This is a genomic window from Methylosinus trichosporium OB3b, assembly GCF_002752655.1.
Classification (GTDB): domain Bacteria; phylum Pseudomonadota; class Alphaproteobacteria; order Rhizobiales; family Beijerinckiaceae; genus Methylosinus; species Methylosinus trichosporium.
This window is the reverse complement of the sequence record NZ_CP023737.1, coordinates 3,249,086-3,263,520: the sequence shown is the minus strand read 5'-3', so window position 1 is coordinate 3,263,520 and position 14,435 is coordinate 3,249,086. Positions and strand designations below refer to the sequence as shown.

Annotated in this window: 15 protein-coding genes; 10 read left to right on the top strand and 5 right to left on the bottom strand. The window is 66.5% G+C overall.

The window, feature by feature from the left end:
- The first annotated feature begins 15 nt into the window (after nt 1–15).
- Together CQW49_RS15645 and CQW49_RS15640 are read left to right on the top strand one after the other, a co-directional pair.
- Nucleotides 16–1,323: a YeaH/YhbH family protein gene (locus CQW49_RS15645; RefSeq protein WP_003610148.1), complete on the top strand. Its 1,308-nt coding sequence runs from the start codon at nt 16–18 to the stop codon at nt 1,321–1,323.
- Nucleotides 1,323–2,846, top strand: a complete 1,524-nt coding sequence (locus CQW49_RS15640) for a SpoVR family protein (protein WP_003610150.1) — start codon at nt 1,323–1,325, stop codon at nt 2,844–2,846. The genes CQW49_RS15645 and CQW49_RS15640 overlap by 1 nt, the downstream gene beginning before the upstream one ends.
- A 104-nt stretch (nt 2,847–2,950) precedes the next feature.
- Here CQW49_RS15640 and CQW49_RS15635 read toward each other — a convergent pair whose 3' ends face one another.
- Nucleotides 2,951–3,628 (bottom strand): type 1 glutamine amidotransferase domain-containing protein, encoded by a 678-nt coding sequence (locus CQW49_RS15635; protein WP_003610151.1) that lies wholly within the window; start codon nt 3,626–3,628, stop codon nt 2,951–2,953.
- A 160-nt stretch (nt 3,629–3,788) separates the two neighbouring features.
- Between CQW49_RS15635 and CQW49_RS15630 the strand changes: the two genes are divergently transcribed.
- The 7 genes from CQW49_RS15630 to CQW49_RS15600 all read left to right on the top strand — a co-directional run bounded on the left by CQW49_RS15630 (nt 3,789) and on the right by CQW49_RS15600 (nt 10,004).
- On the top strand, nt 3,789–4,961 hold the full coding sequence (locus tag CQW49_RS15630) for a (5-formylfuran-3-yl)methyl phosphate synthase (protein WP_003610157.1): 1,173 nt from the start codon (nt 3,789–3,791) through the stop codon (nt 4,959–4,961).
- Nucleotides 4,933–5,601: an amino acid kinase family protein gene (locus tag CQW49_RS15625; RefSeq protein ID WP_003610158.1), complete on the top strand. Its 669-nt coding sequence runs from the start codon at nt 4,933–4,935 to the stop codon at nt 5,599–5,601. The genes CQW49_RS15630 and CQW49_RS15625 overlap by 29 nt, the downstream gene beginning before the upstream one ends.
- On the top strand, nt 5,598–6,170 hold the full coding sequence (locus CQW49_RS15620) for a flavoprotein (protein WP_003610160.1): 573 nt from the start codon (nt 5,598–5,600) through the stop codon (nt 6,168–6,170). Before CQW49_RS15625 ends, CQW49_RS15620 begins: the two co-directional genes overlap by 4 nt.
- Nucleotides 6,171–6,174: 4 nt before the next feature.
- Nucleotides 6,175–7,572 carry a DUF6513 domain-containing protein gene (locus CQW49_RS15615; RefSeq protein ID WP_003610162.1) on the top strand — a complete coding sequence of 466 codons (1,398 nt, stop codon included), beginning with the start codon at nt 6,175–6,177 and terminating at the stop codon, nt 7,570–7,572.
- Nucleotides 7,573–7,692: 120 nt separating this feature from the next.
- Nucleotides 7,693–8,262, top strand: coding sequence for a DUF447 domain-containing protein (locus CQW49_RS15610; protein ID WP_003610164.1), 570 nt, complete (start codon nt 7,693–7,695; stop codon nt 8,260–8,262).
- A gap of 91 nt (nt 8,263–8,353) precedes the next feature.
- The gene (locus CQW49_RS15605; RefSeq protein WP_003610166.1) at nt 8,354–8,920 is read left to right on the top strand and encodes a DUF4337 family protein; all 567 of its coding nucleotides are present in this window, start codon (nt 8,354–8,356) and stop codon (nt 8,918–8,920) included.
- Complete coding sequence (locus tag CQW49_RS15600) at nt 8,907–10,004, top strand: acyltransferase family protein (protein ID WP_003610168.1); 1,098 nt, start codon at nt 8,907–8,909, stop codon at nt 10,002–10,004. The genes CQW49_RS15605 and CQW49_RS15600 overlap by 14 nt, the downstream gene beginning before the upstream one ends.
- A 10-nt stretch (nt 10,005–10,014) precedes the next feature.
- Here the strand turns inward: CQW49_RS15600 and rpoH are convergent, their stop codons facing one another.
- The 3 genes from rpoH to CQW49_RS15585 all read right to left on the bottom strand — a co-directional run bounded on the left by rpoH (nt 10,015) and on the right by CQW49_RS15585 (nt 12,401).
- Complete coding sequence (gene rpoH, locus CQW49_RS15595; RefSeq protein ID WP_003610169.1) at nt 10,015–10,899, bottom strand: RNA polymerase sigma factor RpoH; 885 nt, start codon at nt 10,897–10,899, stop codon at nt 10,015–10,017.
- Nucleotides 10,900–11,127: 228 nt separating this feature from the next.
- The gene (locus CQW49_RS15590; RefSeq protein ID WP_003610172.1) at nt 11,128–11,328 is read right to left on the bottom strand and encodes a hypothetical protein; all 201 of its coding nucleotides are present in this window, start codon (nt 11,326–11,328) and stop codon (nt 11,128–11,130) included.
- An 83-nt stretch (nt 11,329–11,411) separates the two neighbouring features.
- Complete coding sequence (locus CQW49_RS15585) at nt 11,412–12,401, bottom strand: zinc-dependent alcohol dehydrogenase family protein (protein WP_003610174.1); 990 nt, start codon at nt 12,399–12,401, stop codon at nt 11,412–11,414.
- 96 nt (nt 12,402–12,497) lie between these two features.
- On the opposite strand from CQW49_RS15585, the gene CQW49_RS15580 reads away from it, so the two are divergent.
- A complete protein-coding gene (locus CQW49_RS15580) occupies nt 12,498–13,355 on the top strand; it encodes a LysR family transcriptional regulator (protein WP_003610177.1) in 858 nt (285 codons plus the stop codon).
- Nucleotides 13,356–13,392: 37 nt separating this feature from the next.
- On the opposite strand, the gene CQW49_RS15575 is transcribed toward CQW49_RS15580, so the two are convergent.
- A complete protein-coding gene (locus CQW49_RS15575) occupies nt 13,393–14,409 on the bottom strand; it encodes an RluA family pseudouridine synthase (RefSeq protein ID WP_003610178.1) in 1,017 nt (338 codons plus the stop codon).
- Between the last annotated feature and the right edge of the window lie 26 nt (nt 14,410–14,435).

The window sequence follows — 14,435 nt, the reverse complement described above, 5'->3', positions numbered from 1 at the left end:
ACGGGTGATGGAACGATGCACATCGTCGATCGTCGGTTGAACCCCGGAAGCAAGAGCTTCGCGAACCGCCAGCGCTTTCTGCGCCGCGCCAAGGATATGGTGGAGAAGGCGGTTCGCGAGGCGAGCAAGGATCGCGCGATCGGCGACCTCGAGAGCCCGGGCGAAATCTCCATTCCCTCCGAGGGCACCCGCGAGCCCACATTTCGCCACACGCAGGGCTCGCGGCGCGACCTCGTGCTGCCCGGCAACAAGGACTATGTCGAGGGCGATCTGATCGAGCGCCCGCAAGGCGAGGGCGAAGGCGACGGCGCCGGCGGCCAGGTCGGCCGCGGCGACGGTCAGGAGGACGCCTTCCGATTCATCCTCACGCGCGATGAATTTCTGAGCATCTTCCTCGATGATCTCGAGCTGCCCGACCTCGCCAAGCGGCGTGTCGCCCAGACCGAGAAAGAGGGGCTGCGCCGCGCCGGCTTCACCACCACCGGCACGCCGGCCAATCTCGCGCTGCATCGCACGCTGCAGACATCGCTGTCGCGCCGCATCGCGCTCAAGCGGCCGAAGCAGCAAGCGGTCGACGAGCTCGAGCGCAACATAGAGGCGGCGGAGCTGCGCGACGCCGCGGAGGCCGAGCGCCTGCGCGGCGAGCTGAAAACGCTGCAGCAAAAGCGCGCGCGCATCTCCTATCTCGATCCGATCGATCTGCGCTATCGCCGCTTCGAGCGCTTCCCCAAGCCGGTCACCCAGGCGGTGATGTTCTGCCTGATGGACGTGTCCGGCTCGATGACCGAGCATATGAAGGATCTCGCCAAGCGCTTCTTCATGCTGCTGCACGTCTTTCTCACGCGCCGCTACAAGCGCGTCGAGATCGTGTTCATCCGCCACACCGATCGCGCCGGCGAGGTGGACGAGGAGACCTTCTTCCGCTCCGCCGAAACCGGCGGCACCATGGTGTCCTCGGCGCTGCAGGAGATGGCGCGCATCATCCGCGAGCGCTACGATCCCGGCGTGTGGAACATCTACGCCGCGCAGGCCTCGGACGGCGACAATCTGTCGAGCGACAATCCGCAGACGCGCGAGCTGCTGCAGAATCACATTCTGCCGCTCTGCCAATATTTCGCTTATGTCGAGGTGAGCGGGCCCAACTCCGACACGCATGGCTATGCGCCGCATCACGGCCAGACGTCGCTGTGGATCACCTACGCCTCGCTGCAGAAGGAGAGCGAGAAGTTCCAGATGCGGCGCGTCTCGCGCCGCGAGCATATCTATTCCGTGTTCCGCCAATTGTTCCAGCGGCGCGCCGCCAAGACCGCGGAGGCAAACTGATGCGGGGGGAATTGCTGTTCGAAGGCAAGGACTGGGACTTCGAGACGATCCAGCGCATCCATGACGCGGTCGCGACGATCGCCCATAAGGAGCTCGGCCTCGACACTTTCGCCAATCAGATCGAGGTCATCACCGCCGAGCAGATGCTCGACGCCTATGCGTCGACCGGAATGCCTCTGTTCTACAAGCATTGGTCGTTCGGCAAGCGATTCGCCCAGCATGAGGGCATCTACCGCATGGGCCTGCAGGGCCTCGCCTATGAGATCGTCATCAACGCCGATCCCTGCATCAGCTACATCATGGAGGAGAATTCCGCCACGATGCAGACCCTGGTGATCGCTCATGCGGCCTTCGGCCATAATCATTTCTTCAAGCATAATTACCAGTTCCGGCAATGGACCGATCCGGAAGGCATTCTCGATTATCTCTCCTTCGCCAAGACCTATATCGCCAATTGCGAGGAGCGCTACGGCCATGCCGAGGTCGAGCGCCTTCTCGACGCCGCCCATGCCTTGATGCCGCAGGGAATCGACCGCTACCCGCGCAAGCGGCCGATGAATCTGCAATTGGAGGAGAAGCGCGAGCAGGATCGCAAGGAGGAGCGCGAGCGGCTCTATGACGATCTCTGGCGCACCGTGCCCGGCCGCGCGCGCGGCTCGCGCCAGCTCGCCAGCGACAAGCGGCGCGCGCTGCTCGGCCTGCCGCAGGAGAACATTCTCTATTTTCTCGAGAAGGTGGCGCCGCGGCTGAAGCCGTGGCAGCGCGAGGTGTTGCGCATCGTGCGGCTGATCGCGCAATATTTCTATCCGCAGCAGCAGACCAAGGTCATGAACGAGGGTTGCGCGACCTATTGCCATTATCGTCTGCTCGGCCGTCTGCACGAGACCGGGCAGATCGGCGACGGCAGCTTTCTCGAGTTCCTGACCTCGCACACCAACGCCACGCGCCAGCCTTTCTACGACAGCCCGTCCTATAGCGGGATAAATCCTTATGCGCTCGGCTTCGACATGATGCGCGACATAGAGCGGATCGTGCGCGAGCCGACCGAGGAGGACCGCTATTGGTTCCCCGAGATCGCCGGAACCGGCGACGAGATGGAGGTGCTGCGCCATGTCTGGGCGAACTATCGCGACGACAGCTTCATCGCGCAATTCCTGAGCCCGCGGCTCATCCGCAACTGGCGGCTGTTCCATGTCGTCGACGATCGCGAGCATCCGCATCTCGAGGTCGCCGCGATCCACAATGAGCGCGGCTATCGCGACCTGCGTCGCAGCCTCGCCGCCCAATATGAGGTGGGCGGCTATGCGCCGGACATTCAGGTCGTCGACGTCGATCTCGCCGGCAATCGCAAGCTGGTGCTGCATCACCGCGTCCGCGACGGCAAGATGCTCGAGCTCGCCAACGCCTCGATGGTGCTCGGCCATCTCGCCAATCTCTGGGGATATGAGGTGCTGCTCCAGGAGATCGACGCGACCAGCGAGCAAGTGCTGAAGGAGCATATGGTGCGGCCGGAGCACGGGTGAGCGGGCGCGATCGAGCCCTCCCGACCGCTGCAGAAAAGGGCGCGTCCCTTCTCCCGCAGGGCGACCACAAGTGGGAGAAGGAGCGCGCGGCGAGAATCGGCGGATCAAGACATCGCCTCCAGCAGCTTTTGCGCCGCCGGGCCGGAGGAGGCCGGGTTCTGGCCGGTGATCAGCCTCCCGTCCTGCACGACATAGGCCGCCCAATCGGCGCCTTTCGAGAACAGGCCGCCCAGCGCCCTGAGCTCGTCCTCGACCAGGAACGGCACGACATGGGTGAGGCCGACCGCCTCCTCCTCGCTATTGGTGAAGCCAGTCACATTCTTGCCCTCCACCAGCGGCGCGCCGCTCGGCCCCTTCACATGGCGCAGCACGCCGGGCGCGTGGCAGACGAGGGCGATAGGCTTGCCGGCGGCGACGAAGGATTCGAGCAGACCAATCGAATGGGCGTCCTCGGCGAGATCCCATAAAGGTCCATGGCCGCCGGGGTAGAACGCCGTGTCGAAATCCTCCTGGCGGAGACCGTCGAGCCGCGCCGTGCTCGCGAGCAGCGCCTGGGCCTCCGCATCCGCCTCGAAGCGGCGGGTGAGATCGGTTTGGAAATCGGGCTCGCTGCTCTTGGGGTCGAGCGGCGGCCGCCCGCCCGCTGGCGACGCCAGCGTCACGTCGGCGCCGGCGTCCCGGAAGACATAATAAGGCGCGGCGAGCTCTTCCAGCCAGAAGCCGGTCTTCCGGCCGGTGTCGCCGAGCTTGTCGTGCGAGGTGAGGACGATCAGAATCTTCATGATTTTCTCCCTGCCGGGCGTTGTCGAGCGTATGAAATGGGGCGGCCGTGCGGCCGCGCTCGCCCGAAACACCGGGCGCTCTCGCGAGCCTACTTGGATTCGGCCCGAAATTGATCCACAAGCGCGCATCATACGCGTGGCTTGGCCGGAGCGAACCCTGATGACCCTGATGTTGACGAGCGTCGCCTGCGTGGCCGAGGCCGAGATCGTTCTTTCCGGCGGCGCCGACCTCATCGACTGCAAGGACCCCGCGCGCGGCGCGCTCGGCGCGCTGCCGGCGCCGGACATCGCCGCCATCGTCGCCGCGGTGGGCGGGCGCCGCCCGGTCAGCGCCGTCGTCGAGCTGCCGCATGATCCGGCGCAGGCGCGCGAGGCGATCGAGCGCACGGCCGCGCTCGGCGTCTCCTTCGTCAAATTCGCGCTGCCGGCGACCCCGGACGCCGAGCGGCTGATCGCGGCGCTGGCGCCCATCGCCGCGACGACGCGGCTCGTCGCCGTGCTGTTCGCCGATCAGGGGCCGGACCTCGATCTGCTGTCGCGCCTCGTCGAGGCGGGCTTTGCCGGCGCGCTGCTCGACACGGCGCATAAGGGCAAGGGCCGGCTGATCGATCATTGCGACATCGGCGCGCTGACGGCCTTTGTGGCGCGCTGCCATACGCTCGGCCTCGAGGCCGGGCTCGCCGGCTCGCTCGAATCGCCGGACGTCCCGCGCCTGCTGGTGACGAAGGCGGATGTGCTCGGCTTTCGCGGCGCGCTCTGCGTCGGCCGCGACCGCCAAGCCGCAGTGGATCCGGCCGCGGTGGCGCTGATCCGCGACCTCATTCCCGGCGGCCCGCGCGCGGCGGTCGGCGTCGCCGCCAATGTCGACTGGTCGCTGGTCGTCGGCCGCGGCTTTCTCGACAGCCGCGAGCGGGTCCGCGAGATCGATCATGTCTTCGTGCGCGACCTCGTCATTCCGGTCGAGATCGGCGCCTATGATTTCGAGCGCGGCCGCAGCCAGCGCGTCCGCTTCAATGTCGACGTCGACGTGACGCGCGCGGTCGGCGGCGACGACATGCGCACGGTGTTCTCCTATGACGTGATCATGGACGCCATCCGCATCATTCTGGCGTCCGGCCATATCGACATGGTCGAGACCATCGCCGAACGCTTGGCCGAAATGGTGCTGCGCCACGAGCGCGCCCAGGCGGTCAGCGTGCAGGTCGAAAAGCTCGATGTGGCGCCGGGTTCCGTCGGCGTCCGCATCCGGCGCGAGCGGCAGCCGGAGACGGCGGAAGTTCATCAACTCCTTTCCGGGCTCGCCGATGCCGTCGACAAGCAGCCGAAATCCTGAGCTGCGACATCTCGTCGCCAAGCTCGGCGGCAGCCTGTGGCGCCAGCCGCGCGCGCTGCGCGGCTGGCTCGCGGCGCTCGCGCGCTACGCCGGGCCGCTGACCATCGCGCCGGGCGGCGGACCTTTCGCCGACGCGGTGCGCGACGCGCAGCGGGGCATGGGCTTTTCCGATGCCGCGGCGCATGAGATGGCGATCATGGGAATGGAGCAATATGCGACGGCGCTGGCCGACCTCGCGTCCGGTCTCGTCGCGGTGACGACGCCGGCCGAGGCCGCGGCCGCGCATCGCCGCGGCGCGATCGCGCTCTGGCGCCCGGTTGCGATGACGCGCGCCGCTCCCCAGATACCAGCGAGCTGGGACATGACCTCCGACAGTCTCGCCGCCTGGTTCGCCCGTGAAGCCGGGACGAAGACGCTGCTGCTGATCAAGAGCGTGGATCTCTCCACGCTGCCTCGCGCCGAGGAGCGGCCGGATCGGGGCGCGGCGCAGATCGTCGACCCTCGCTTCGCGCATTTTGCGCGCGAACTCGCGGTCACTATAGCCGGCCCGGCCGATCTCGCCTCGGCCGAAGAGAAGATGAGCCGGGGAGACCTTCCGGGCGTGGCTTATTCCTTCGAGAGAGAGCAACACATCGCATGAAAAAGATCGTCTCGCCGCGGTGGGGCTGGGCGCTCACCGGCTCGGGCCATTTCTTCACCGAATGTCTCGACATCATTCGCTCGCTCGACCATGTCGACCTCTTCGTCAGCAAGGCGGCGGCGGAGGTGATCCGCATGTACAAGCATCGCTTGGACGAGATGCCGGACCATGTCCGCATCTTCAAGGACACGACCGCGAGCTCGGTTCCCGTCGGCGGCTTCTATCACAGCCTCTATCACACGCTGATCGTCGCGCCGGCGACCTCCAACACGGTCGCCAAATTCGTCTATGGCATCTCCGACAATCTCGCGACCAATGTGTTCGCCCAGGCCGGCAAATGCCGCGTGCCGACAGTGGTGTTCGCCTGCGACACGGCGCCGGAGCTGGAGACCCAGGCGCCCGATCGCAAAGTGATGGTCTATCCGCGCCGCATCGATCTCGAGAACACCGACAAGCTGAAGAACTTCGAGTCGACGCAGGTCGCCGAGAGCCTCGCCGCCCTGCACGAAGCGGTCGAGCGCCGGCGCCGCGAGATCGCCGCGCCGGAGCCTATGGGACGGGAAGCCTGAGGGAATGTCCGAGCGGCTGCTCTTTCTTACCGGCCATCTCGCTCTTCCGCGCCTCGAGCGCATGCTGGCGAGCTTCGGCGAGGAGGCGAGCGGCTGGCGCGTTCACGACATCGGCGTGAAGGTCGCGGCGCTGATGACGCAGGAGATCATCCTGCGCCGCCTGCCGCGTCCGCTGGAAGCGGAACGAGTGATCCTGCCCGGCCGCTGCCGCGCCGATCTCCGCGCTTTGTCGGAAGCTTTCGGCGCGCCCTTCGAGCGCGGGCCGGAAGAGATTGCCGACCTTCCCGCTTTTTTCGGCAAGCGCGCCGGCAAGGCCGATCTCACGCGCTTCGACATGCGCATCTTCGCCGAGATCGTCGACGCCTCGATCATGAGCGTCGATGAGGTCGTCGCGCGCGCGCAGGCGCTGACGGAGGCCGGCGCCGATGTGATCGATCTCGGCTGCCTGCCCGACACGCCGTTTCCGCATATGGAAGAGACGATCCGAGCGCTGAAGGCGCGAGGTTTCAAAGTCAGCCTCGACTCGGCGCGGCGCGACGAGCTGGAGCGCGGCGCCTGCGCCGGCGCCGATCATCTCCTGAGCCTCGACGAGCATACGCTCTCGATCCTGCCGGATCATTCGTCGCTCGTTCCCATTCTCGTGCCCAATCCGCACGGCGATCTCGATTCGCTGCAACGCGCCGCGCGCATCGCCGAGAGCCGAGGCATCGCCTATATTCTCGATCCGATCCTCGATCCCATTCATTTCGGTCTCGCCGCCTCGATCGAGCGTTATGTCGAAACGAGGCGGCGCGAGCCGACGGCCGAGATCATGATGGGCACCGGCAATCTCACCGAATTGACCGACGCGGACTCCTCCGGCGTGACGGCGGTGCTGCTCGGCCTCTGCTCGGAGCTCGACATTCGTCATCTCCTCACCGTGCAGGTGAGCCCGCATACGCGCCGCACGGTGCAGGAGCATGACGCCGCGCGCCGCATGCTCTACGCCGCGCGCGCCGATCGCGCTCTGCCCAAGGGCTACAGCGACGCGCTGCTGCAGATTCACGACAAGCGCCCCTATGCGGCGACGCCGGACGAGATCTCCGAGTTGGCGCGCGAGCTGCGCGACGAGAATTTCCGCATAGAGGTCGCCGAGGACGGCATTCATATCTATGCGCGTCATTTTCACCGCGTCGCGCCGGACGCCATGTCGCTCTTTCCCGAGCTCGGCGTCGCGAAGGACGGCGCGCACGCCTTCTATCTCGCGAGCGAATTGACCAAGGCGGAGATCGCCTTTCGTCTCGGCAAGCGCTATCGGCAGGACGAACCGCTCGATTTCGGCTGCGCGCTCGATCGCGCGGTCGAGGACGAGACGCGTCTGCGCGAGGCGGGGCACACGCTGCGCAAGGCGCGGGAGCAATGATGAGCTTCGAGATGCGAGCCTGAAGGCTCGCGGTCCAAGAGGCGCAATCTGGACCGCGAGCCTTCAGGCTCGCATTCGACAGACTTCGAATTCGACGACGCAATCCGATAGGAGCAGCCCATGCCGATGATCCGCGAATGCGTCGTCACCACCGTCGGCCCCACCGGCCAAACTCATCTCGCGCCGCTCGGACTGATCGAGGATGGCGCGTTCTGGATCATCGCGCCCTTCCGTCCCTCGACCACTCTCGCCAATCTGGAGGCGGCGCCCTTCGCCACGGCGAGCTTCATCGACGATGTGCGCATCATCGCCGGCTGCGTGTGCGGCAGAAGCGATTTTCCGCTCGAGCCCGTCTCCGGCTGGTCGACGCCGCGCCTCGCCGCAGCCCTGTCGCATGCGGAGCTGGAGGTCGCGCGCGCCGAGGCCGATCCGAAGCGCCCGCGCTTTTTTTGTCGCGTGAAAAAAATCGTCTCCCATGCGCCGTTTCTCGGCTTCAACCGCGCGCAGGCGGCGGTGGTGGAGGCGGCGATATTGGCGACGCGCCTCGGCATGCTGCCGCGCGAAAAAATCGACACAGAGCTCGCTTATCTGCAGATCGCCGTCGACAAGACGGCCGGCCCCGTCGAACGCGAGGCCTGGGATCTGGTGACGGCGAAGATCAAGTCCTATCTCCAGACGCAGCCGGACTGAAACGATTCGGCGCGCTCCGCCACGGCGCCTCTCCGCCGCGCGGAGGGAGCGCGCCGATGCGTCCGCACGCATTTTTTTCGAAGGAACGACCATGTCCGAAGCAATGACGACCGAGCATCTCGAACATGCGGAGCACGCCGAGCATGTCGCGCATCAAGGCGCGCCCTTCCTGACGCAAGTGTCGATGACGATCGCCATCATGGCGGTGATCGCGGCGACCATCGGCAGCCTGGAGACGATCGAGACGGCGGCGACGCTCGGCGCGCAGAACGCCGCCGCATTGAGCCAGAGCAAGGCCAGCGATCAATGGGCCTTCTTCCAGGCCAAGAGCATCAAGAAGAGCGTGCATGAGGTCGGCGCGCGGCAGAGCGGGCCGCAGGCCGACGCGCTCGCCGCCGAGGCGAAGCGCTATGGCGAGGAGAGCAAGGCGATCAAATCGGAGGCCGAGGGCTTCGAGCATCAGGTCGAGGAGCGCCTGCACGAGGCCGAGCATCACGAGCATCGCCATCATATCTTGACGATGGCGGTGACGCTGCTGCACGCCGCGATCGCCATTGCGACGATCGCCATCATCACCAAGGGACGCAAATGGCCCTGGTACGCCGGGCTGGCGCTCACCGTGGCGGGCGTCGCTCTGGCGGGCTATGCCTATATCTGAGAAGGCTGCGCCCTCGGCCGTCGCCGCGACAGCGGCGGCGGCGAAGCTGCTCCCGATCCAGATATTGCGCGGAGCGGCGGCGGTCGGCGTCGTGCTGTTCCACAGCGTCGGCAACAGCCGTTCTTACACGGGCGACCAGGAGAATCGGCTCCTGCATGTGTTCGAGAACGGCGGCCACGGAGTCGACCTTTTCTTTGTGATATCCGGCTTCATCATCTGCTGCTCGACGCGCGCCTCCGCGACGAGCCGCGGCGCCTTTCTGAGACGGCGCCTCGAGCGCATCGCGCCGATCTATTGGATATTCACCGCGGTCATGGCCGCGGCGGCGCTCCTCGTGCCGTCGCTCTTCTCCAATGCGAGCGACGTCCTCGGGCTTCGCGCGGTCTCATCCTTTCTGTTCGCATCCTTCCTCGGCGACACGACCCCGATCATCTATGTCGGATGGTCTCTCGAGCTCGAGATGTTCTTCTATCTCGTCGTCGCGCTGCTCCTCCATCCGTCCGAGCGAATGTGGAGCCAAATCGTCTATCTGTTTTCGATATTGACGATCTTGCACGTCGCGCCGTTCACGAAGACGCTCGGCGTCGTTCACGGCTTCTTCACGCAGCCACGTCTCTTGGAATTCGCTTACGGCGTCCTGGCGGCGCTGATCGTCGCGCGTCGTCCCGTCGCCAAGCCCTTCGCCGTCGCCGCTCTCGCCACGCTGACGGTCTCGGCCGACGACGACGCCGGCAGCCTGATCGGCGCCGGCCTTCCTGCTGCGCTGCTCGTGCTTCTCGCGGCATTCTGGAGCGAGCGCGACCGGCGCCCGACTGCGGTGGAGCGGCTGTGCGGCCGCATCGGCGACGCGTCCTATTCGATCTATCTGGTTCAGGTCTTCGTCATCTCCGCCGTCGGCAAGACCGTCTCGCGGCTGCATGCGTCGATCGACATTCTGATCCTGGTCGAAACGGGGCTGTCGATCCTCGCCGGCTATGCGGTTTTCCGTCTGCTCGAGCAGCCTCTGCTCGCAGCGCTCCGAAGCTTTCGCTCCAAAAAGAGCAACGCCCGGGACGACGAAGCTCGCCCCGAGCGGGTGGCGTGAAGGCGCCGCGTCACATCGGCGCGGGCAGAGCCTCGAGCTGCGCCATTCCGGCCCGCACCGCCGATTGCACCTTCTCGAAGGCGCGCACCTCGATCTGGCGCACGCGCTCGCGCGAGACGCCGAACTCGGTGGAGAGATCCTCGAGCGTGACCGGATCCTCGGAGAGCCGGCGCGCCTCGAAGATGCGACGCTCGCGCGGGTTGAGCACGGTGAGCGCGCCGCGCAGCGCATCGAGCCGGTTGCCCGCCTCCTCCTGGTCGACGAGGATGCGCTCCTGGTCGGAGGAATCGTCGACGAGCCAGTCCTGCCACTCGCCTTCGCCCTCCTCGCGCAAAGGCGCGTTGAGCGAGGCGTCGCCGGACATGCGGCGGTTCATCTCGATCACATCCTGATTGGTCACGCCGAGGCGGCGGGCGATCTCGCCGACGTGCTCGGGCGTCAGATCGCCGTCCTCGAAGGCCGAGATCTTGCTCTTGGCCTTGCGCAGATTGAAGAACAGCTTCTTCTGGCTCGCCGTGGTGCCCATTTTGACGAGCGACCAGGAACGCAGGATATATTCTTGAATCGAAGCGCGGATCCACCACATCGCATAAGTGGCGAGGCGGAAGCCGCGTTCGGGCTCGAAGCGCTTGACGGCCTGCATCAGGCCGACATTGCCCTCGGAGACGATCTCGCCGATCGGCAGGCCATAGCCGCGATAGCCCATGGCGATCTTGGCCACGAGCCGCAGATGCGACGTGACGAGCTTTTGCGCGGCGTTGGGGTCCTCATGCTCGCGCCAGCGTTTGGCGAGCATATATTCTTGCTCCGGCTCCAGCATGGGGAACCGGCGGATTTCTGCGAGATAGCGCGAGAGGCCGCTGTCGCCTGAGAGGGTGGGAAGGGCGTTCGCCATGTTCACCTCCTGGCGGGCCCCCTTATGCGGCGAGCCCGCAATGGTCGGCCGCAAGCGCCGGCCGTAACGCATCAATATAAACCGATCCGAGAATGGCTGAAAGATGGCTTTTTGCTGAGGGGCGGCTAACGCCGAGGTTAAATCTCCGTAATGCGCGCGACGCAGGTTCGCGCACAACTAGAGCGCTCGGCTGCGGCGTCACGTCCCTTCCCGTCGACGCGGCGCCATTCACGCGTCGCCGAGCGGCGAGTCGCGATCCAGCAGCTGGCTCGCGACGGTCGTGTCGTCGTCTCGTTCGACCGTATCCGGCATGCGGGACGCCGAAAAGTCGTGCCGCAGATAGGGCCGAACGGCAAAATAAAACGCAACTGAAACAATCACCGCTCCAATGCCCAGCCCGATGAGAGTCGAAAGAAATTTCGGCGTCATGCAAAACTCCTCATTCGGCCGCGACGCGGCGAATGTCTTCGCATGGGGACCGCGGCTCGCGCCGGGCCCACCACCTCATAAGATCAAACCGTAACGACAATCTTTCCGACCTGCTCGTTCGATTCGAGAAAGCGATGCGCCTCGACGATGCGCTCGAAGGCGAAGCTGCGTGCGATGATCGGCCGCAGGCTCCCTTTCGCGAGGCCGTCCAACACGAAGCGCACGCCACGCTCGCGCTTGGACGGATCGCGCGTCACCGAGAACAGCGTGTAACCCCGTAGCGACAGCTGCTTGCGAATGGCTGTGAACAAAGGAAAGGGCGTCGGCGCGCTCGCCAGCGCGCCGTAGAGGAAGATGATCCCGCCGCTGGCGGCGGCCTCCGCCAGCGCGTCTACGCCCGGCCCGCCGATCGGATCGAAGACGAGGCGGGCGCCGTCTCCTCTGGTGATGCGGAGCGTCTCAGCGACGAGATCGTCGCTCTCGGTCACGATCACATGCTGTGCTCCCGCCGCCTCCAACGCCTCGCGCTTGGCCCGCGTGCGCGTGACCGCGATCGAGGTCGCGCCCGCGGCGTTGGCGATCTGAATGGCGGCGAGGCCGACGCTGCTCGACGCCGCGGTGATGACGACCGCATCGCCTTTGCCGACGCCGCCGATCTCGACCAGCGCGCCATAGGCGGTTAGATATTGCATCCAGATCGCCGCAGCCTCGCTCCAGGAGAGGAAGCTCGGATGTCTGACCACCGCATGCGCCGGAACGATCGCGGCCTCGCCATAGACGCCATATTCTGTCATCGAGAAGGCCGGCATCGTGCTCACCGCGTCGCCGATCGCAAATCCCGTCACCCCTTCGCCGATCGCCTCGATCTCTCCCGAAGCCTCATAGCCGAGCAGGGAGGGCAGGCGCGGCGCTTCGATATAGCCGCCGGAGCGGAACATCGCCTCGGCGCGATTGAGGCCGATCGCACGGACGCGGATGCGGATCTCGCCGGCCTTCGGGGCTCCGATGTCCAATTCGTCGATCTGGAGCGCGTCCGGACCGCCTAGACGATGAAAACGAACGATGCGGGTCATTCGGGTTCTCCTCTTCGAGCGCTCGGCGACCCTAGCGCTGCGTCTGCCCGGTGGAAATTCCGCAAGGCTTCGCCAGGCTTGTGCAATAATTCACCTATGGACTGGGAGGATCTCCGCTATTTCCTCGTGCTGTCGCGCTGCGGCTCGCTATCCGCGGCGGCGCGCGAGCTCGGCGTCGACCATGCGACGGTCGGGAGGCGAATCGCCGCGCTGGAGGCGTCGCTCGGTCTGCGGCTGATGGATCGGCTTCCGCGCAGCCGTCCGCTCACCGAGGACGGCGCCGCGATCGCCGCCGTCGCCGAACGCATGGATGCGCTCGCCGAAGAGGCGCTTCGGCGCTCGCGCGGGGCGACGCTGACCTTGTCCGGCGCGGTGCGCGTCTCGCTGCCCCCCGTCCTGGCGACGCTCTGCGTGGCCCCGAGAATCGGAACGCTTCGCCGCCTCCATCCCCGGCTCAAGCTGGTGCTCCTCGCCACCGCGACCTTCGCGGCGCTCGATCGGGGCGAAGCCGATATTGCGATCCGCATGAGCCGGCCGGAGGAGCCGGACGCGGTCGCGCGCCGCATCGGCTCGATGCGCTTCGCCCTCTACGCGCGACGCGATGTCGCGGAGCGGCCCACGGAGGACTTAGAGCTCATCGGCTTCGACGAGTCGCTCGGCCATTTGTCGCAGCAGCGCTGGCTGCACAAGCTCTCGAGCGGTCGAGGAATGGCGTTCGAAGCCAACGATCTTTTCGCCCAGCAGGCCGCCGTTCGCGCCGGAGCCGGCGCGGCGGTGCTGCCGAGCTTCATGGGGGACGACGACGAGGCGCTCGTGCGACTGCCGGTCGAGCCGCCGCCGAAGCGCGACCTCTGGCTGATCGCCTATCCGGATCTGCGCCGCTCGCCCGCGGTTCGCGCAGTCATGGATTTTCTCGCGGACTGCATCGCCGCCGATCCCCGTTTGCGGCCGTGAGGCATAAGAGGCGTCCTGCGGCTCGCATCGCGATTGCTCAGGCGTCCGACAGCGCCGCGCGTAGCGCCGTTAGATCCGCCGGCAATTCGCTCTCGAACAACAACTCCTCGCGCGTCGCCGGATGCGGGAACCCCAGCGTCGCCGCATGCAGCGCCTGGCGGCCGAGCGCCTCGACGACGGCGCGCGCCGCGGGCGCGAGCAGCGCGGTCTTGGTCTTGAAGCCCGCGCCATAGGTCGCGTCGCCGATCAGCGGATGGCCGATATGGGCCATATGCACGCGAATCTGATGCGTGCGGCCGGTCTCGAGCCGGCAGGCGACGAGCGAGACGACGCCAAAGCTCTCGATCAGCTCCCAATGGGTGATCGCCTCGCGGCCGCGCTCCTCCGAAACCACCGCCATTCTCTCGCGCTGGATCGAATGGCGGCCGATCGGCGCCTCCACCGTGCCGCGCGCGCGCTCGGGAACGCCCCAGACGAAGGCGAGATATTCGCGCATGAGGCCGAGGCTGCGGCCATGGTCCTCGAAGAGGCGCGAGAGGCCCTTGTGCGCGGCGTCGGTCTTGGCGACCACCAGAAGCCCGGACGTGTCCTTGTCGATGCGATGCACGATGCCGGGCTTCTTGACCCCGCCGATGCCGGAGAGGCTGTCGCCGCAGTGGCCGAGCAGCGCATTGACCAGAGTGCCCGATTCATGGCCATGCGCCGGATGCACGACGAGCCCCGCCGGCTTGTCGACGACGATGAGATGCGCGTCCTCGAAACGGATATCGAGCGGAATATTCTCGGGCTGCGGCTCCGGCGGCTGCGGCGGCGGCACCGCCAGAGACACGCGGTCGCCGGCGGCGAGCTTGCGCGCGGCGTCGCGCGTCGGCGCCGGGCCGATGGTGAGGCGCCCGTCCTCGATCAGCGCCTTCAGCCGCGTGCGCGAGAGAGACGCGGCGACGATCTCCGGCCGCTCGGCGAGGAAACGGTCCAGCCGCGTCCCCGCCGCCTCGGGCGGAACCTCGAAAGCGAACAACAAATCCTCGATCGTCTCGTCATCCGCCTCGCGCATGGAATTCCTTCGATTGTTCTGTCGTC